Source organism: Ensifer sp. YR511 (genome assembly GCF_900103045.1).
GTDB lineage: Bacteria > Pseudomonadota > Alphaproteobacteria > Rhizobiales > Rhizobiaceae > Ensifer > Ensifer adhaerens.
This window is the reverse complement of sequence record NZ_FNGR01000024.1, coordinates 63,319-81,696: the sequence shown is the minus strand read 5'-3', so window position 1 is coordinate 81,696 and position 18,378 is coordinate 63,319. Positions and strand designations below refer to the sequence as shown.

The window sequence follows — 18,378 nt, the reverse complement described above, 5'->3', positions numbered from 1 at the left end:
ATGGGCAAGATGCAAGCCGCCATTCTGGTCGAACCAGGTCGTTTCGAGATCATGGCGGTCGATGTTCCGTCGATTGGCCCCGACGATGCGCTTATCCGTGTGACGCGAACGGGCATATGCGGAACCGACGTCCATATCTTCAACGGCCATTATGCTGCCGACCGCCTGCCGCTCGTGCCAGGCCATGAGTTCTGCGGCACTGTCGCCGACCTGGGCGCAAGCGTACGCCATCTGCAGCATGGCATGCGCGTGGTCGTGGACATCAATATCGGCTGCGGCACCTGCTATTGGTGCCGCCGCAACGAGGTCCTCAACTGCGCCGAGGTTGTCCAGGTCGGCATCGGTCGCGATGGCGCCTTCGCCGAATACGTCGCCGTCCCGGCGCGTCTGGTCATCCCGGTTCCAGACACCGTGCCCGATGCCGTTCTTGCCTTGACAGAGCCGGTTGCATGCGTCGTGCGCGCGGCGCGCAAGGCGCAGGCGACATTCGGGCAATCGGTCGTCGTTTTCGGGGCAGGCCCGGTCGGCAATCTGCACGTTCAGATGATGCGTCTGGTGGGCGCTGCTCCGATCATCGTCGCAGACCTGTCGCCCGACCGTTGTCGTATGGCGCTGGAGGCGGGAGCGGATGCGGCCGTGTCGGATCCCGCCACGCTCAAGGCAACGGTTCTGGCCATGACCGACGGTCGAGGCGCCGATATCGTCATTGAAAGCGTTGGAAGCAAGGCTCTTTATGGCCAGGCGTTCGACCTCGCCCGCCGCGGCGGCCATGTCGCCTTTTTCGGCATCACCGCTCCGGGCGAAACGGTGCCGGTCGATATCCTGAAGACCGTGCTGGAAGAGCGCGGTCTGAAGGGGTCGGTCGCCGGCATGGGCGAGGATATGCACGACGCGTTGACGCTGCTTGCTCACCGGCGGTTCGAAACGAAGGATTTCACCGGCGCCGATTATCCGTTGGAGCGGATCCAGGAGGCTTTCGATACGCTTGCCGATCGGCCCCATCACCTCAAGACCCAGATTATGATGGCGTGATCGCGCAGGCGTTGCTAGATCGCGCATAACCGTTCAGTTACTAATCCGTCGCCTGATGGATACGGAATCTCAGAGTGGAGGCATCCCATGGACCAAGTCAAAAACTACCTTCTCCCGCCAAAGGCCCCGCGTGAATTCGGCTTCTTCGTGGACGGGCGGTGGCATGAGGGTCGCGAACAGTTCGAGCGCCTGTCGCCCGGCCATGGTGTAGCCGTCACGCGCACTGTGAAATGCACTCCCGAAGACCTGAACGCAGCCGTTGCTGCGGCTCGTCGGGCTTTCGAGGATCGGCGTTGGTCCGGCCTTTCCGGTGCGGCCCGCGGTGCCGTGCTGCTGCGGGTTGCCGAGATCCTGCGCCGGCGCCGAGATGAGATCGCCTACTTCGAAACATTGGAGAATGGCAAGCCGATCGCCCAGGCCCGCGGAGAGATCGATCATTGCATCGCCTGCTTCGAAGTCGGCGCGGGTGCCGCGCGTCTCTTGCACGGTGACAGTTACAATTCGCTCGGCGACGGTCTGTTCGGTATGGTTCTTCGCGAGCCGATCGGGGTGGTCGGGCTCATTACCCCGTGGAACTTTCCGTTCCTCATCCTTTGCGAGCGCGTGCCCTTCATTCTTGCGTCAGGGTGCACGATGGTGGTCAAGCCTTCCGAGGTGACGTCCGCGACCACGCTCATCCTTGCCGAGGTGCTTGCCGAGGCGGGACTGCCTGATGGCGTCTACAACGTCATTACCGGCTCGGGCCGCACCATCGGCCAGGCTCTGACGGAACACCCTGATGTGGACATGCTGTCCTTCACCGGCTCCACCGCGGTCGGGCGCTCGTGCGTTCACGCGGCCGCAGACAGCAACTTCAAGAAGCTCGGGCTGGAACTCGGCGGCAAGAACCCGATCATCGTTTTTGCGGATTCGGATCTCGAAGATGCGGCCGACGGGGCGGCATTCGGCATCAGCTTCAACACGGGGCAGTGCTGCGTCTCGTCGTCGCGGCTCATCGTCGAACGCTCCGTGGCTGCGGAATTCGAAAAGCTCCTCGCCGAAAAGATGGCGCGGATACGCGTCGGCGACCCGCTCGATGAGGCGACCCAGGTCGGAGCGATCACCACCGAACAGCAGAACACGACCATTCTGGATTATATCGCCAAGGGCAAGGCGGAGGGCGCACAGCTCGTGACCGGTGGTCAGGCCATCGATCTCGGCAAGGGCCAATACATCTCGCCGACGCTGTTTACCGGCGTTTCCCCTGATATGGCGATCGCGCGCGACGAGATCTTCGGGCCTGTCCTCTGCTCAATGTCGTTCGACACGATCGAACAGGCGATCGAGTTGGCCAACGACACAGTCTATGGTCTTGCCGCCAGCGTATGGACCAAGAACATCGACAAGGCGTTAACGGTGACCCGCCGCGTTCGCGCTGGTCGTTTCTGGGTCAACACGATCATGGCGGGCGGGCCGGAAATGCCGTTGGGCGGCTTCAAGCAGTCCGGCTGGGGTCGCGAGGCCGGCACCTATGGCGTGGAGGAGTACACCCAGGTCAAATCCGTTCACGTCGAGATCGGCAAACGTTCGCACTGGATCGCATGATGGTGCAAGGATTCGACTATGTGATCGTTGGAGGTGGCTCCTCGGGCTGCGTGCTTGCTGCCCGCCTTTCGGAAAATCCCGCAATAAGGGTGTGCCTCATCGAGGCCGGCGGTCGTGACAGTCATCCGCTGATCCATATGCCTGTCGGCTTTGCAAAGATGACCTCAGGTCCAATGACCTGGGGTCTGACCACGGCGCCGCAGAAACACGCCAACAACCGGGAAATCCCCTATGCCCAGGCAAAAGTGCTCGGTGGCGGGTCATCCATCAATGCCGAGGTGTTCACCCGCGGCCATCCGAGCGACTACGATCGCTGGGTCGAAGAGGGGGCGGAAGGCTGGGGCTTCAAGGATATCCAGAAGTACTTCCTTCGTTCTGAGGGCAACACCATTCTATCTGGACAATGGCACGGAACCGACGGGCCGCTCGGCGTCTCCAACATCGCCAATCCGCAGCCATTGACGCGGGCTTTCGTTCAAAGCTGCCAGGAGTTCGGGATTCCGTACAATCCGGATTTCAACGGCCCAGTTCAGGAGGGCACGGGCGTCTACCAGACAACGACGCGCAACAGCCGGCGTTGTTCGGCGGCCGTCGGATATCTGCATCCGGCCCTCAAGCGGAAGAATCTAACACTGATTACCGGCGCGTTGGTGCTTCGGGTCGTTTTCGAAGGGCGCCGCGCCGTGGGCGTGGAATACATGGCGGGCGGTGCGCCCAACATCGTTCGCGCCGACAGTGAAGTCATCGTGACCTCCGGCGCTATTGGAACGCCCAAATTGATGATGCTTTCCGGCGTCGGTCCAGCAACGGCCCTGCGCGGCCATGGTATCGACGTGGTCCAGGATATGCCCGGCGTCGGGGAGAACCTGCACGATCATTTCGGCGTCGATATCGTTGCCGAACTTAAGGGGCACGACAGTCTCGACAAGTACAACAGGCCACATTGGATGCTTTGGGCCGGCCTGGAATATGCGATGTTCAAGTCCGGGCCGGTTGCATCGAATGTCGTTGAAGGCGGCGCGTTCTGGTACGCGGACAAGGCCAGTCCCTATCCCGATCTTCAGTTCCATTTTCTGGCAGGCGCTGGCGCGGAAGCCGGCGTGCCGAGTGTTCCCAAGGGTGCCTCCGGAATTACGCTTAATTCGTACACCGTGCGCCCGAAATCGCGCGGCTCGGTTGCCTTGCGCTCCGCTGACCCGCGTGCTCTTCCGATCGTGGACCCCAATTTCCTCGGCGACCCAGATGACCTACGGATCTCCGTAGAAGGCATCAGGATCAGTCGGGAAATCTTCGCTCAGCCTTCGCTGCAGAAGTACATCAAGACCGTGCGTTTTCCAGACCAGAACGTGCGCACCACCGCCGATTTCGAGGCCTATGCACGTCAGTACGGGCGCACGTCCTACCATCCAACCTGTACCTGCAAGATGGGACGAGACGAGATGTCGGTCGTGGATGCCAAGCTGCGTGTTCACGGCCTCGATGGCCTGCGAATCTGCGACAGTTCGGTCATGCCGAGCCTTGTCGGCTCCAACACGAACGCGGCCTCGATCATGATCGGCGAAAAGGCCTCCGACCTGATCCGCGGTAACGCTTGAGGCAACGTTCATGCGAGCGGAAAGGCGGCCTTGCGGCCGCCCTTCCGTTAGTCCCATTCAGGAACCCAAGGCAACATGCCCGGGGTGATGATGCGATACCCGGTATGTGTCATGGAATCGATCCGATCCATATCGATCGAGGACAGCGTAAAGTCCATGATCTCGAAATTCGCCCGGATATTCGCCGGCTTGGTGGACATCGTGTTGAGCGGCACGCCTTTCTGCAGGATCCACCGCAAAGCCACCTGTGCTGCGGATTTTCCATAGGTCGCGCCGATTTCCCCGAAGACCGCGTGCTTGAAGACCTCGCCGCGGGCAACCGAAGCGTAGGACGAGAGCGGAATTCCCGTCTCGGTCGCGGCAGCCAGAAGCGCCCGCTGATCAAGCAGCGGATGAAACTCCACCTGGTTGGTCACGAGCGGGACGTCCGAAATCGCTTGGGCCTCGCGCATCATTCGGGCGGTGTAGTTGGAGACGCCAATATTGCGCGCCATCCCGGCGGCATGCGCCTTTTCCAGTAGGCGCAACGACGGTGCGACATCACCGCCGACCGGCGGCCAATGCAGAAGCAGGACATCCAGCTGGTCGATCTTCAGCGCCTTCAGGCTTTTTTCCACCGAGGGCAGGAACTGAGCCTCGGCGTAGTTGTCGGGATGGACCTTGGACGTGATGCAGAGTTCGTTACGCGCAACACCGCTCTCGAGCAGCGCCTCTCCCGTGTCGGCCTCATTGCCGTACATCTGTGCGGTGTCGAATGCCCTGTAGCCAACCTCCAGCGCGGTCTCGATCGCGGCTTTCAATTCGCCTGCCTTCAGCGGAAAGGTGCCGAAGCCCCGTTGATGGCATTTCTCAAAATAGATGTTCATCGCTCCTCCTTCGCGTTTTGCGGCTTTCCACCGTAGTGGGTCACACAAATTGCCCTTGCCTGCCTCTTGCTGCCGTGTTTAATGTATAACTGGTTAGTTACTTAGCGCAACGAAAAAAGGAGTGTTCAGCAATGTCGAAGGTGAAAACCGCAGCGGAAGCCGCCGGCTTGGTCAAGGACGGCGCCGTGCTTGCGGTTAACTCTTCGTCGGGGCTTTGCTGCCCCGATGCCGTGCTCAAGGCGCTCGGCGAGCGGTTCGAGCAGGAAGGGCATCCCAGGGGATTGACGTCCGTTCACCCCATCGCTGCCGGCGACTTCTTCGGCACCAAAGGTGTCGATCACATTGCAAGGCCCGGCATGCTCTCCAGGATCATTGGAGGATCCTACCCGTCCGGGCCGAGCAATGCTGAACCTCCGCTGATCTGGCAGATGATCTTGAAGGAGGAGGTCGCTGCCTGGAACGTCCCTTCAGGTATTGTCTTCGACATGTTGCGCGAGGGGGCGGCCAAGCGGCCGGGCGTGTTGACGAAGGTCGGAATGGAGACATTTGTCGATCCGGATCAGGAAGGCTGCGCGATGAACGCGACCGCTCGTGCCGCGCCGATGGTAAGCCGTGTGGAATTTGCCGGCGAGGAGTGGCTGCACTTTCCGGCAATCCATCCCGATGTCGCCATCATCCGGGCGACGACGGCCGATGAGAATGGCAATCTGACATTCGAGCAGGAGGGTGCGACCCTCGGTGCGATGGAGATGGCTCTTGCGGCGAGAAATTCCGGCGGACTGGTAATCGCCCAGGTGCGCAGGGTCGCCGCGACAGGGACGCTGCGGCCACACGACGTTCGCGTGCCCGGCATCCTAGTCGACGTCATCGTCGAGGCTCCCGACCAGTTGCAAACGACGGCGACCCCGCACGACCCCGCGATATCAGGTGAACTGTTTCGTCCCTTGCACACGTTCCGAACTCCTGCTCTGGACGTAGGCAAGGTTATTGCGCGTCGCGTCGCACAGGAACTGCAAGCCGGTTGGGCGGTCAATATAGGATTCGGCATCTCGGCCAACGTGCCACGCGTCCTCATCGAGGAGGGACATCACGGCAAGATCACCTGGGTGATCGAACAGGGCGCTGTCGGCGGCGTTCCACTGCTCGACTTCAAGTTCGGCTGTGCCGCCAATGCCGAAGCCTTCGTCGCATCACCGCACCAGTTCTGCTATTTCCAGGCCGGCGGTTTTGACTGCTCGCTGCTTTCCTTCCTCGAAATCGACGCCGAGGGCTCGGTGAACGTCAGCCGCCTTGCCGCCACACCGCACCGCACGGCCGGCGCTGGCGGTTTTGTCGACATCACGGCACGCGCAAAGAAGATCGTCTTCTCCGGAAACTTCAACGCCGGCGCCAAGATGCGTCTCGAAGATGGGCGCCTGATTATCGACAAGGAGGGACGGGTCTCCAAGATTGTGCCGAAGGTCGATCAGGTCAGCTTTTCGGGCAAACGGGCCCGTGCGCAGAGCCAGGATATCACATATGTTACCGAACGTTGCGTCATGCGGCTGGAGGCGGATGGGCTGGTTATCACCGAGATCGCGCCCGGCATCGACCTGCAGCGGGATATCCTGGATCAGGCGACGACGCCGCTGCGCGTCTCCGAAATGGTCAAGACGATGGACGATGCGCTGTTTCGCGCCCCGGTGATGGGGATGTCGCTGTGATCGATCCTCGCCTTGACCTTGTTATTTCCGGGGATATCGCCTGGCTGACAATCAGGCGGCCGGACAAGCTGAACGCGTTCGATGCCGACATGGTCGATGCCCTGATAACGGTCTGTCGCGCAATAGAGCGATCCGCTGCGAAGGTCGCGATCCTGACGGGGGAGGGATCGCGATCATTCTGCGCAGGCGGCGACATCGATGCGTGGAGCAGAGAGCCACCAAAGGCGTTCGCCCGTCATTGGGTGCGCGATGGTCACGCTGCCTTTGACGCGCTCACGCGCCTTTCTATACCGCTGATCGCGGTCCTGAACGGGCATACGCTCGGTGGCGGCCTGGAACTGGCTGCCTGTGCCGATCTGCGGGTAGCCGAAACCCATGTCCGCATCGGTCAACCGGAGCCGGGTCTGGGCATCATCCCCGGCTGGTCAGGCACGCAGCGTGTGGCGCGCCGCTTCGGCGCCCAGATCGTGCGGCGGATGGCGCTCTTCGGTGAGGTCTATACGGCGCAAGAGGCACTTGGGCTCGGCCTGGTCGATCAGGTGGTTGCGACTGGCGAGGGCCTGGCCGCGGCCGAGAAAGCGGCTGCACGGGTGATCGGTCGCTCGGCTCGTGCGGTCGAACTGACCAAGATGCTGATCAACGCGGCCGAAGGCGAGGAAGTCGAGCGGGTCGTCGAGAGCTTTGCTGGCGAGATCGCCGCAGGTTCCGAGGAACTTCAGGAGGGCCTGACGGCATTTCGAGAGAAGCGTCCGGCGCGCTTTGCGCAAAAGCTGCAGCCTTGATTGCCGCAGCCGGGTCTTGTTGGTCGGCGGCGCTCTTTATCGAAAACTATAAATGCGGGACCGATGAACGCCATGGATGGGATTTATGACCCCTGAGGACCGGAAACTCCTGAGTGATCTGTTCAAGGTCGCCGTGAAGGCGGCCGATCCGGAAACGGCGCTTCGCGCGTATCTTCCTTCACGCCCGCGCGGTCGCACGATCGTCATCGGTGCTGGCAAGGGAGCGGCACAATTGGCCGCGGCATTCGAGCGTCTGTGGGATGCGCCAGTGGAAGGGGTCGTCGTCACGCGATACGGCTACGGCGTGCCATGTGAGCGGATCCGCGTCGTCGAAGCCGCTCATCCGGTCCCCGACCTTGCTGGCCTCGAAGCCGCACGCCTGCTTTTCCAGGCGGTTGAAGGGCTGACGGCAGACGATCTTGTCGTTGCCCTTGTCTGTGGCGGCGGATCGGCGCTCCTTCCATGCCCGCCAGGTGGCTTGACGCTCGAGGACGAATCGGCGCTGCACCGGGCCATGCTTGCTAGTGGCGCGCCGATTTCGGTGATGAACGCCATCCGCAAGCAGGTCTCGGGCATAAAGGGGGGCCGGCTTGCCGCCGCCTGCCATCCGGCGAAGGTCGTCAGTCTGGTGGTCTCCGACGTGCCGGGCGATGACCCGGCGCAGGTTGCGTCAGGGCCGACGATACCCGATGCCACTGGCCGCGCGCACGCTCGCGCGATGACGGACGCCTGGCGCATCCCCATCCCGCCTAAGGTTGCCGATTGGCTTGCCGGCGACAAGGGGCTTGCGCCGTCGCCGCACGACCCTGTTTTCGCGGGGCATGAGGTGCATGTAATCGCCTCAGCACGGCTCTCGCTCGAGGCCGCGGCGATGCATGCGCAGGCCAACGGGATCCCGGCGGTCATCCTGTCGGACGCAATCGAGGGTGAGGCGCGGGACGTGGCGCTGGTCCACGCAGCGATCGCGCGCGAGGTTGCCCTGCGCGACAGGCCCTTTGCCCGACCGGTGCTGATCCTGTCCGGTGGTGAAACGACGGTTACGCTTCGCGGCAACGGAAAGGGTGGACGCAACACCGAATTCCTCCTGTCCCTTGTGATTGCTGCTGACGGTGTTCCTTTCACGGCTATCGCCGGTGACACCGATGGTATTGACGGCTCCGAGGACAATGCCGGTGCATTCGCCGATGGACAGAGTGCGGGTCGGCTGCGCGCGCTCGGCCTCGATCCTGTCGCCATGCTTTCCGCCAATGACGCCTGGACGGCGTTTGACCGTCTGGGGGACCTATTCGTGCCTGGCCCGACCGGGACGAACGTCAACGATTTCCGTGCCATCCTGATCAGGTGAGCCCGGAGGCTTTGCAACGCCGCTCCACCCTGCGTCCGGTACCGACGCAAATTGCAGAAGAGGCTGGGCGGAGCCGGCCTCTTCTGCAAGCGTATCGTACTAGTCGGCTGCCGGCGTCGGCGCATCCTCGCGCAATAGCCCCTTGGCCTTCAGATCGATCCAGAAGGCGGCAGGAATGGGATGAGAAAACCAGGCGAGGTTCTGGTTCAACTGCTCAACCGTCCGCGTGCCGGCCATGAATGCTGGCACGGCTGGGTGCGCGACCACGAACTGCAGCGCAGCTGCAGCGAGCGGCACGTTATGGTCCCTGCAGACAGCCTCGATCCTTCCGACCTTGTTGAGGATGTCCGCCGAGGCGGGCGCATAGTTATACTTTGCTCCCTCTTTTGCCCCAGTCGCCAGAATGCCTGAATTGAATCCCCCGCCAACGATCACTGCGGCACCTCGCTCCTCGCATAGGGGCAGGAACGTATCGAGCGCATCTTGTTCGAGAAGCGTGTAGCGGCCGGCGAGAAGGAAACAGTCGAAATCCCTCTGTTTCAGAGCTTCGTGGCAGACCTCCCATTCGTTGACGCCGACTCCGATCGCCTTGACCGCTCCCTCGTCTCTCAGCCGCTCAAGGGCTCGCCACGCTCCGTCCATCGCTTGGCTGAAGACCTCCGGCTGATCCTTGCCGCGTGTGAAGACATCGATGTCATGGATGAAGCAGATGTCCATCCTTTCAAGCCCCATGCGCTGAAGGCTGTCCTCGAAGGCCCGCATCGTGCCGTCGTAGCTGTAGTCGAAATCCATCGTAAAGGGAGCGGCGTCAACCCAGGGCGCGAAGTCGATCGTCTCGCGCCTTGCCGGCTTCAGCCGGCGACCGACCTTGGAGGAAAGAACGAAGTCGCCCCTGTTCTTCCAACGCAGGCTGTGACCCGTGCGCAGTTCTGCAAGCCCATGACCGTACATCGGTGCGGTATCGTAAAACCGCACGCCGGAGTTCCACGCAGTGTCGAACATTGCCTCGGCTGTAGGTTCGTCGATCGGGCGAAAGATGTTGCCAAGCGGCGCTGTTCCGAAGCCGAATGTGGTCACCTCTATATCGACGCGGCCGAGTTTGCGCCTTTTGCTGGGGTTCATGCTTATCCTCCTCAAGTAACTATCTGGTGAATTGTAGGCATGCCAGGAAGGCGGCGCAAGCAGGATGATGGCACCAAGAGAATTTTTCTGACTTGACGGCCATGAGGTTGTAGCAGTATGTAACTAGATAGTTACTAAAATTGGGATGGAGATCATGTATCTGACCGAAACACAGGACCAGGTGCGCGAAATGGCGCGCGCCTTTGCCGATGAAGTCATCCGGCCGATGGCAGAGCAGCTTGATCGGGAGGAGCGCTTCCCGGCCGACCTCTATGATGAGATGGGCAAGCTCGGACTGTTTGGGGTTGGTGTTCCCGAGGCGCTCGGCGGGCCAGGTTTCGACACCTTGACCTATGCCGTGGTGATGGAGGAGCTCAGCCGCGGCTATGCTTCGGTCGCCGACCAATGCGGCCTGATCGAGCTCATCTCCACACTGTTGGTGCGCCACGGGACGCCGAACCAGCAGAAGATGCTGCCCGCCGTCTTGAGCATGCGAACGAAAGTCGCCTATTGCATCACCGAACCGGAGGCCGGTACGGATGTTTCAGGCATTCGCACCACGGCGACGCGCGAAGGCGAAGGCTGGCGACTGAACGGCGGCAAGATCTGGATCCACAATGCGCCGGTCGCAGACGTCGGCTTCGTGCTCGCGAGAACCGACAAGGAAGCGGGCAATCGCGGCATGTCGATCTTCATCGTCGATCTGCACGCGGCTGGCGTCGAGAGGGGACCGAAGGAACACAAGATGGGTCAGCGGGCAAGCCAGGTCGGCGCGTTGACGTTCACGGATGTGCGTCTTCCGGCAGATGCGCTGCTGGGCGAACCAGGCCGTGGTTTCCACATGATGATGTCCGTTCTCGACAAGGGGCGTGTCGGCATCGCAGCGCTGGCGGTCGGCATTGCGCAAGCCGGCCTGGAGGCTGCCGTCGACTACGCCGGTACCCGCAAACAGTTCGGCAAGTCCATCTCCGACTTCCAGGGCGTCCAGTGGCTTTTGGCCGACATGGCAAAGGATATCGAAGCAGCGCGGCTTTTGGTTCATTCGGCCGCATCCAAGATCGACGCCGGCGCGGACGCGACAAAGGCGTGCTCTATTGCCAAATGTTTCGCGGGCGACATGGCCGTTCAGCGCACGGCAGACGCCGTTCAGGTATTTGGCGGATCGGGCTATATCCGTGGTTTCGAAGTCGAGCGCCTCTATCGCGATGCGAAGATCACCCAGATCTATGAGGGCACCAATCAGATCCAGCGCATGATCATTGCACGCGAACTTCTGAAAAAGGGAGCACGGGCATGACGGCGGCCGATATGCGCCCGGTAGCACTGGTGACCGGCTCGTCGCGCGGTATCGGTCTGGCAGCGGCGGAGGCATTGGCGAAGGAGGGGTTCGCAGTGGCCGTCAACGGTCGCGGCGATGATCGCGAACTTGCGGCGGCGGTTGCTCGCGTCGCCGTTCACGGCAATCCCGTGATGGCTGCCTCCTTCGACGTCACCGACATTGCGGCCCACGAGAAGATTCTGGGAAATATCGAGGCCCAACTCGGACCTTTGACGACTCTCGTCAACAACGCGGGCGTCGGGGTCCTGCAGCGGGGCGACCTGCTTGATGTAACGGAGGCGAGTTGGGATCGCTGCCTCGACGTCAATGCGAAAGCCATGTTCTTCCTCAGTCAGGCCTTTGCGCGCCGATTATTGTCTCGTCAGCGGTCCGGCCTGTTTCACTCGATCGTCAACGTGACATCGTCGAACGCAGTCGCAGTCGCCGTTCAACGTTCGGAGTATTGCGCCTCGAAATCTGCAGCGGCGATGATCTCCAAGGCCCTCGCCGTAAGGCTCGGCCCTGAAAATGTCGCCGTTTATGACGTGCAGCCCGGACTGATCGCCACCGACATGACGGCACCAGTCATCGACGCCTATCGTGAGCGAGCCGAGAAGGGCCTGACACTGTTTCCGCGCCTTGGCCAGCCCGAAGACATGGGTGCGATCATCGCATCGCTCGCGACCGGCAAGTTTCCCTACACAACTGGACAGGTGATTTCGGCCGACGCCGGGATGCTGGTCCCCCGCTTCTGAGGTCCATCATGAAGATAGCGCTTCCCGATACGAACGGCAGGCTGACCGACTATTCGCTGACAGGCCGACCGATCGCACAGGCCGTGCTCGGCGAAAATCCTGCCCGGGTTGTCTATTCCGCCGCTCATGTGGTCGCCGATCCCTTCACCGCCAATGACCCGTCGGGACGCGCGACCATCGACTGGGAAAAAACCATGGCATTTCGCCGATATCTCGCCGGTCTTGGCCTTGGGATCGCTGAAGCCATGGACACCGCCCAACGAGGAATGGGGTTAGACTGGCCAGGCGCACTGGAATTGATCCGCCGCACGAAGGCCGAAATACCGGACGCCCTTGTTGCAAATGGTTGCGGCACAGATCATCTGGATCAGGCAACGTCCTATACGCTTGATGATGTCAGGCGGGCCTATCTCGACCAGCTCGAGGCCATCCAGAAGGTCGGCGGCCGGGTCATCCTGATGGCATCGCGAGCATTGGTGAAGGCGGCCAAGACACCCGACGACTATGTCAAAGTCTATTCCGACGTGCTCGCCGCCTGCGACCAGCCCGTCATCCTTCATTGGCTTGGCGAGATGTTCGACCCGCAGCTAGCCGGCTACTGGGGATCGAAGGATTTCAAGCAGGCGATGCCGATAGCGCTTGCCGTCATCAAGGAGAACGCCTCGAAGGTCGACGGCATCAAGATTTCGCTTCTCGACAAGCAGAAGGAGATCGACATGCGCCGGCTCCTGCCGACCGGCGTGAAGATGTATACCGGCGACGACTTCAATTACCCGGAATTGATCGAGGGTGACGCCGAGGGCTTTTCGCATGCGCTGCTGGGCATATTCGATCCGCTCGCACCCGCGGCGGCATTTGCGGTGAAGAGCCTTGGCGACGGCGACACGTCCGCGTTTCGAGCCACGCTGGATCCGACAGTGCCACTGGCGAGGCTGATCTTCCGTGCGCCGACGCAGTACTACAAGACAGGCGTCGTGTTTCTCGCCTGGCTCAACGGCTTCCAGGACCACTTCGTCATGCTGAACGGTGCGCAGGCGATGCGGCCCCTGCCTTACTTTGCCGAGGTTTTCCGGCTGGCAGATGCATGCGGCCTGCTGCGCGAGCCCGAATTGGCCGTCAACCGGATGAAGCAGCTGCTCGCATTGTACGGAGTCTGAGATGAGGGACTTTTCCAATGACCACAGGGCGTTGGCTCTCAACACGGCAAGCCTCGGCCACAATCTCGAAGGGTCCGGCGCGGGATGGTCTGCGGAGCGGATCATTGACGCCTGCGCCGAGCGCGGTCTCGGCGCGGTCGTCTTCTGGCGCCGCGAAATAGGATCGCGAGCGTTCCAGATCGGAGAGCGGGTCCGTGCTGCCGGCATGACGGTCGCGGGTCTCTGCAGAACGCCCTTTCTCGTCGGCTCGCAGGCGAGTGATGCGCGCGCGGTCATGGATGATTTCAAGGCCTCGATCGACATGGCGGCGGCTCTGCGCGCCAATGTCTTGACTATCGTCGTCGGCGGCGTCGAGCCGGGGACCAAGGGTGTCGAGGACAGTCTCAAGATCGTCGCTGACCGTGTCGCGGAGGCCGCACCCTATGCCGCGGCACGCGATGTCAAACTGGCGCTCGAGCCACTCAATCCGGTCTATGCCGGGAACCGCTCCTGCCTGACGACGCTTCGTGACGCCGTCGATCTTTGCGACTTGATTGCCGCGCCGAACATCGGCGTCGCGGTCGATGTCTATCATGTCTGGTGGGACACGGACGTTGCCGCTCAATTGCAGCGGGCGGGCGCCGACCGCATCTTCGGCTTTCACCTCTGCGATTGGCTTGCCGACACCACCGACGTGCTTCTCGACCGCGGGATGATGGGTGACGGAGTTGCCGACCTCAAGGCACTTCGCAACGCGGTGGAAGGGGCAGGCTATTCGGGTCCTTGCGAGGTGGAGATTTTCTCGGCGAACAATTGGTGGAAGCGCGAACCCGGCGAGGTGCTCGACGTCATGGTCGAGCGCTTCCGCACTGTCTGCTGATGACCGGAGAGAATGCCATGAAAATACTTGTGACGGTTAAGCGGGTGGTTGACTACAACGTCAAGATCCGGGTGAAGGCTGACGGCTCGGGTGTCGAGCTTGCCAATGTGAAGATGTCGATGAACCCGTTCGACGAGATCTCGGTGGAAGAGGCGCTGCGGCTGAAGGAAGCCGGCAAGGCCGACGAGGTCGTGGTCGTCTCGGTCGGTCCGGCCAAGGCCGAGGAGACGCTGCGGACGGCGCTCGCCATGGGTGCCGACCGGGCGATCCTGGTCGAGACCGACGACCAGGTCGAGCCGCTCACTGTCGCCAAGATCGTCAAGGGTGTGGCAGACGCCGAGCAGCCGGGGCTGATCATCGTCGGCAAGCAGGCGATTGATGACGACAGCAACCAGACCGGCCAGATGCTGTCGGCGCTGTTGGGCTGGGCCCAGGGCACCTTTGCCTCCAAGGTCGAGATCGGTGACGGCAAGGCGCCAGAGGGTACAGCAAGGGTGACGCGCGAAGTAGACGGCGGCCTGCAGACGATCGACATCAAGCTGCCGGCGGTGGTGACCACCGACCTGCGTCTGAACGAGCCGCGCTACGCCTCGCTGCCCAACATCATGAAGGCGAAGAAGAAGCCGCTCGACAAGAAGAGCCCTGCCGATTTCGGCGTCGACACGACGGCGCGGCTGAAGGTGCTGAAGACCGAGGAGCCGGAAGGCCGCAAGGCCGGCATCAAGGTCAAGTCGGTGGCAGAGCTGGTCGAGAAGCTTAAAGTCGAAGCCGGCGTATTGTAAGTTCAGGAAAGGGAGATTTCATCATGGCTATTCTGCTTCTGGCTGATCACGACGGCAGCCACCTTTCCGACCAGACCGCAAAGACGCTGACGGCGGCCACCAAGATTGGCGGCGACGTGCATGTGCTGGTCGCCGGTGCCGGCGCCAAGGCGGCAGCCGACCAGGCAGCCAGGCTTTCCGGCGTCGCCAAGGTGCTGGTGGCCGAGGATGCAAGCCTTGCCAACAATCTGGCCGAGCCCTTGGCAGCCCTCATTGTTTCGCTGGCCGGCAGCTACGACACCATCCTTGCCGCCGCCACCTCGGTCGGCAAGAACGTGCTGCCGCGGGTTGCAGCGCTTCTGGATGTCGTCCAGGTCTCGGAAATCACCGAAGTTGTCTCTTCCGACACCTTCAAACGGCCGATCTATGCCGGCAACGCCATCCAGACGGTGCAGACGAGCGAAGCCAAGAAGGTCATCACCGTGCGCACCGCCTCGTTCGCCTCGGCCTCCGAAGGCGGCTCTGCCTCGGTCGAAACGATCGCGGCAGCCGCCAATCCGGGTCTGTCGACCTTCGTTGCCGACGCGCTGTCGTCGTCGGATCGCCCGGAACTGACCTCGGCCAAGATCATCATCTCGGGCGGCCGTGCACTTGGTTCGGCGGAGAAGTTCAAGGAAGTGATCCTTCCGGTTGCCGACAAGCTCGGTGCTGCCGTCGGCGCATCGCGCGCCGCGGTCGACGCCGGCTACGCCCCGAACGACTGGCAGGTCGGCCAGACCGGCAAGGTGGTGGCGCCCGATCTCTACATCGCCTGCGGCATCTCCGGTGCGATCCAGCACCTGGCGGGCATGAAGGATTCGAAAGTCATCGTCGCCATCAACAAGGACGAGGAGGCACCGATCTTCCAGGTCGCCGACTACGGCCTCGTCGCAGACCTGTTCGAAGCCCTGCCCGAGCTCGAAAAGGCGCTGTGAGCAAGGACATGAGTGAGCACCAAGACCTACCCGAGCGCGAGAGCATGGAGTTCGACGTGGTGATCGTCGGCGCAGGGCCCGCGGGTCTTTCAGCCGCGATCCGGTTGAAGCAGATCAATCCCGAGCTTTCCGTGGTGGTTCTGGAAAAGGGCGCCGAAGTCGGCGCGCATATCCTGTCGGGCGCCGTCGTCGATCCCATCGGCATCGACCGGCTTTTGCCAGGCTGGCGCGACGAGGCGGATCATCCGTTCAAGACAGAAGTCAAGGACGATCATTTCCTGCTGCTCGGCCCCGCGGGCTCGATCCGCCTGCCGAACTTCGCCATGCCGCCCTTGATGAACAATCACGGCAACTACATCGTCTCGCTCGGCAATGTCTGTCGCTGGCTTGCCGGCCATGCCGAAGCGCTCGGCGTCGAGATCTATCCGGGCTTTGCCGCAACCGAAGTGCTCTATAACGACGAAGGCGCTGTGATCGGTGTCGCCACCGGCGACATGGGCATCGAGCGGAACGGCGAACCGGGCCCGAACTTCGCCCGCGGGATGTCGCTCCTCGGCAAATACACGCTGATCGGCGAGGGCGTGCGCGGCTCGCTCGCCAAGCAGCTGATCTCGAAATTCGATCTCTCCAAAGACCGCGACGTTCCGAAATTCGGCATCGGCCTCAAGGAGCTCTGGCAGGTCAAGCCGGAGAACCACAAGCCGGGTCTGGTGCAGCATTCGTTCGGCTGGCCGCTCGGCATGAAGACGGGCGGCGGCTCGTTCCTCTACCATCTCGAGGACAACATGGTCGCCGTCGGTTTCGTCGTGCACCTCAACTACAAGAACCCCTATCTCTTCCCGTTCGAGGAGTTCCAGCGCTTCAAGACCCATCCGGCCATCCGCAGCACCTTCGAGGGCGGCAAGCGGCTGTCCTACGGCGCCCGCGCCATCACCGAGGGTGGCTACCAGTCGGTGCCGAAGCTGTCGTTCCCCGGTGGCGCACTGATCGGCTGTTCGGCCGGCCTCGTCAACGTGCCGCGCATCAAGGGCAGCCACAATGCGGTGCTGTCGGGCATGCTGGCGGCCGACAAGCTGGCGGAAGCGATCGCATCCGGTCGGGCCAACGACGAGCCGGTCGAGATCGAGAACGAATGGCGCCAGACCGACATCGGCAAGGATCTGAAGCGCGTCAGGAACGTCAAGCCGCTGTGGTCGAAGTTCGGTACGGCGCTCGGCGTGGCGCTCGGCGGCTTGGACATGTGGACCAACCAGCTGTTCGGCTTCTCGTTCTTCGGGACGATGAAACACGGCAAGACCGACGCGCAGAGCCTCGAACCGGCAGCTCAACACCAGAAGATCGACTATCCCAAGCCCGACGGCGTTCTGACCTTCGATCGGCTGTCCTCGGTGTTCCTGTCGAACACCAACCACGAGGAAGACCAGCCGATCCACCTGCAGGTGAAGAACCCGGAGCTGCAGCGCACGTCGGAACTCGACGTCTTTGCCGGTCCGTCGACGCGCTACTGTCCCGCCGGGGTCTATGAATGGGTGGAGAAGGACGGCAAGCCGGTCTTCGTCATCAACGCGCAGAACTGCGTGCACTGCAAGACCTGCGACATCAAGGATCCGAACCAGAACATCAACTGGGTGCCGCCGCAGGGCGGCGAGGGGCCGGTCTATCCAAACATGTGAGGTTCGAAAGGCGGGCCGCACGGAACTGCGTTAAATAAGGGAGGCCCTTACTCTCGAATCAGAGGCGGGACCGTCTTGTGGTTTCGAGGCGGATTGGATAGCGTCGCCTCAAATTCAGGAGAAGGCCTATGATTGCCCTTGTGTTGCTTCCGGAATCGCTGGCCGCAGCGGTGAGCGGAATGGCGTTCGTGTCCTCGGACATAGGCTAACACGCGTTCACTGTTCGGCTTGAACACCTGTTTGGTTATCAGAAAGCCGAAAATGCTCATTGAAGCGATTGCAGATGATTTCAATGCGATACCTGGCGGTATCGTACGACCTGGCCTTCATCTTGCGCCTGACACCGTGATCGCACCACCGGATGTGCTGGACATGCTGCGAGACCTCGCCGACGACATCCGGCAACTGTTCGCGCCGTCGGCGTGGTGGATCGTGAACGGAAGCGAAGTCGTTGGTCTTTGCTCCGTAATCCGCGCTCCCCATGACGGGGACGTGCACATCGGCTACGGCGTCGCACCAACCCATCAGGGGCGGGGCTTGGCCACCATGGCTGTCGGCCAAATTCTCGCCTGGGCGCGGCAGGATCCACGGGTCACGCAGATCTCGGCGGAGTCTGGCCTAGAGAACATCGCGTCACAGCGTGTGCTCGAACGAAACGGCTTCTTGCGTGTCGGAGAACGCCTCGATGCCGATGACGGACCGGTCATCTGCTGGCGTGTGGTCGTGGCGTAAAACTGACGGCCGACGCTTCAGGGCGAAATCACCCTGGAGCGTCGGTTACGTCACCTGAGTATTCGCAGATCGAGCCTCATGCACATCTCTGCCGCAGCGGCTCGCGCGGCCGCTGCCGTT

Annotated in this window: 16 protein-coding genes; 14 read left to right on the top strand and 2 right to left on the bottom strand. The window is 62.0% G+C overall.

Going from position 1 to position 18,378, the window contains the following annotated elements:
• The 3 genes from BLU15_RS28780 (at window position 1) to BLU15_RS28770 (ending at window position 4,211) form a co-directional block, all read left to right on the top strand.
• Complete coding sequence (locus BLU15_RS28780; RefSeq protein WP_176960377.1) at window positions 1–1,032, top strand: zinc-dependent alcohol dehydrogenase; 1,032 nt, start codon at window positions 1–3, stop codon at window positions 1,030–1,032.
• A gap of 87 nt (window positions 1,033–1,119) precedes the next feature.
• Window positions 1,120–2,616 carry an aldehyde dehydrogenase family protein gene (locus BLU15_RS28775; RefSeq protein WP_090300045.1) on the top strand — a complete coding sequence of 499 codons (1,497 nt, stop codon included), beginning with the start codon at window positions 1,120–1,122 and terminating at the stop codon, window positions 2,614–2,616.
• Window positions 2,616–4,211, top strand: a complete 1,596-nt coding sequence (locus tag BLU15_RS28770) for a GMC family oxidoreductase (protein ID WP_090300098.1) — start codon at window positions 2,616–2,618, stop codon at window positions 4,209–4,211. The genes BLU15_RS28775 and BLU15_RS28770 overlap by 1 nt, the downstream gene beginning before the upstream one ends.
• A 47-nt stretch (window positions 4,212–4,258) precedes the next feature.
• Here the strand turns inward: BLU15_RS28770 and BLU15_RS28765 are convergent, their stop codons facing one another.
• Window positions 4,259–5,077, bottom strand: coding sequence for an aldo/keto reductase (locus BLU15_RS28765; protein WP_090300043.1), 819 nt, complete (start codon window positions 5,075–5,077; stop codon window positions 4,259–4,261).
• Window positions 5,078–5,208: 131 nt separating this feature from the next.
• Here BLU15_RS28765 and BLU15_RS28760 point away from each other — a divergent pair, with 131 nt between their 5' ends.
• From BLU15_RS28760 to BLU15_RS28750, 3 genes are all read left to right on the top strand, one after another.
• The gene (locus tag BLU15_RS28760; RefSeq protein ID WP_090300041.1) at window positions 5,209–6,780 is read left to right on the top strand and encodes an acyl CoA:acetate/3-ketoacid CoA transferase; all 1,572 of its coding nucleotides are present in this window, start codon (window positions 5,209–5,211) and stop codon (window positions 6,778–6,780) included.
• The gene (locus BLU15_RS28755) at window positions 6,777–7,562 is read left to right on the top strand and encodes an enoyl-CoA hydratase/isomerase family protein (protein WP_176960376.1); all 786 of its coding nucleotides are present in this window, start codon (window positions 6,777–6,779) and stop codon (window positions 7,560–7,562) included. Before BLU15_RS28760 ends, BLU15_RS28755 begins: the two co-directional genes overlap by 4 nt.
• 76 nt (window positions 7,563–7,638) lie before the next feature.
• Window positions 7,639–8,907 (top strand): glycerate kinase type-2 family protein, encoded by a 1,269-nt coding sequence (locus BLU15_RS28750; protein ID WP_371590132.1) that lies wholly within the window; start codon window positions 7,639–7,641, stop codon window positions 8,905–8,907.
• A gap of 99 nt (window positions 8,908–9,006) precedes the next feature.
• Here BLU15_RS28750 and BLU15_RS28745 read toward each other — a convergent pair whose 3' ends face one another.
• The gene (locus BLU15_RS28745) at window positions 9,007–10,029 is read right to left on the bottom strand and encodes an aldo/keto reductase (protein ID WP_090300039.1); all 1,023 of its coding nucleotides are present in this window, start codon (window positions 10,027–10,029) and stop codon (window positions 9,007–9,009) included.
• A gap of 154 nt (window positions 10,030–10,183) precedes the next feature.
• Here BLU15_RS28745 and BLU15_RS28740 point away from each other — a divergent pair, with 154 nt between their 5' ends.
• The 8 genes from BLU15_RS28740 (at window position 10,184) to BLU15_RS28705 (ending at window position 18,258) form a co-directional block, all read left to right on the top strand.
• Window positions 10,184–11,326, top strand: a complete 1,143-nt coding sequence (locus BLU15_RS28740; RefSeq protein ID WP_090300037.1) for an acyl-CoA dehydrogenase family protein — start codon at window positions 10,184–10,186, stop codon at window positions 11,324–11,326.
• Entirely contained in the window at window positions 11,323–12,102 is a 780-nt protein-coding gene (locus BLU15_RS28735; RefSeq protein ID WP_210187467.1) for a 3-ketoacyl-ACP reductase, read from the top strand. Before BLU15_RS28740 ends, BLU15_RS28735 begins: the two co-directional genes overlap by 4 nt.
• 8 nt (window positions 12,103–12,110) lie before the next feature.
• The gene (locus BLU15_RS28730) at window positions 12,111–13,259 is read left to right on the top strand and encodes a dihydrodipicolinate synthase family protein (protein ID WP_090300034.1); all 1,149 of its coding nucleotides are present in this window, start codon (window positions 12,111–12,113) and stop codon (window positions 13,257–13,259) included.
• A gap of 1 nt (window position 13,260) precedes the next feature.
• Window positions 13,261–14,118 (top strand): sugar phosphate isomerase/epimerase family protein, encoded by an 858-nt coding sequence (locus BLU15_RS28725; RefSeq protein WP_090300031.1) that lies wholly within the window; start codon window positions 13,261–13,263, stop codon window positions 14,116–14,118.
• A gap of 17 nt (window positions 14,119–14,135) precedes the next feature.
• Window positions 14,136–14,900, top strand: a complete 765-nt coding sequence (locus BLU15_RS28720; protein ID WP_090300029.1) for an electron transfer flavoprotein subunit beta/FixA family protein — start codon at window positions 14,136–14,138, stop codon at window positions 14,898–14,900.
• A 23-nt stretch (window positions 14,901–14,923) separates the two neighbouring features.
• On the top strand, window positions 14,924–15,853 hold the full coding sequence (locus tag BLU15_RS28715; protein ID WP_090300027.1) for an electron transfer flavoprotein subunit alpha/FixB family protein: 930 nt from the start codon (window positions 14,924–14,926) through the stop codon (window positions 15,851–15,853).
• A gap of 8 nt (window positions 15,854–15,861) precedes the next feature.
• On the top strand, window positions 15,862–17,526 hold the full coding sequence (locus BLU15_RS28710; protein ID WP_090300089.1) for an electron transfer flavoprotein-ubiquinone oxidoreductase: 1,665 nt from the start codon (window positions 15,862–15,864) through the stop codon (window positions 17,524–17,526).
• A 261-nt stretch (window positions 17,527–17,787) separates the two neighbouring features.
• Window positions 17,788–18,258, top strand: coding sequence for a GNAT family N-acetyltransferase (locus tag BLU15_RS28705; RefSeq protein WP_090300025.1), 471 nt, complete (start codon window positions 17,788–17,790; stop codon window positions 18,256–18,258).
• The last annotated feature ends 120 nt before the right edge of the window (window positions 18,259–18,378 follow it).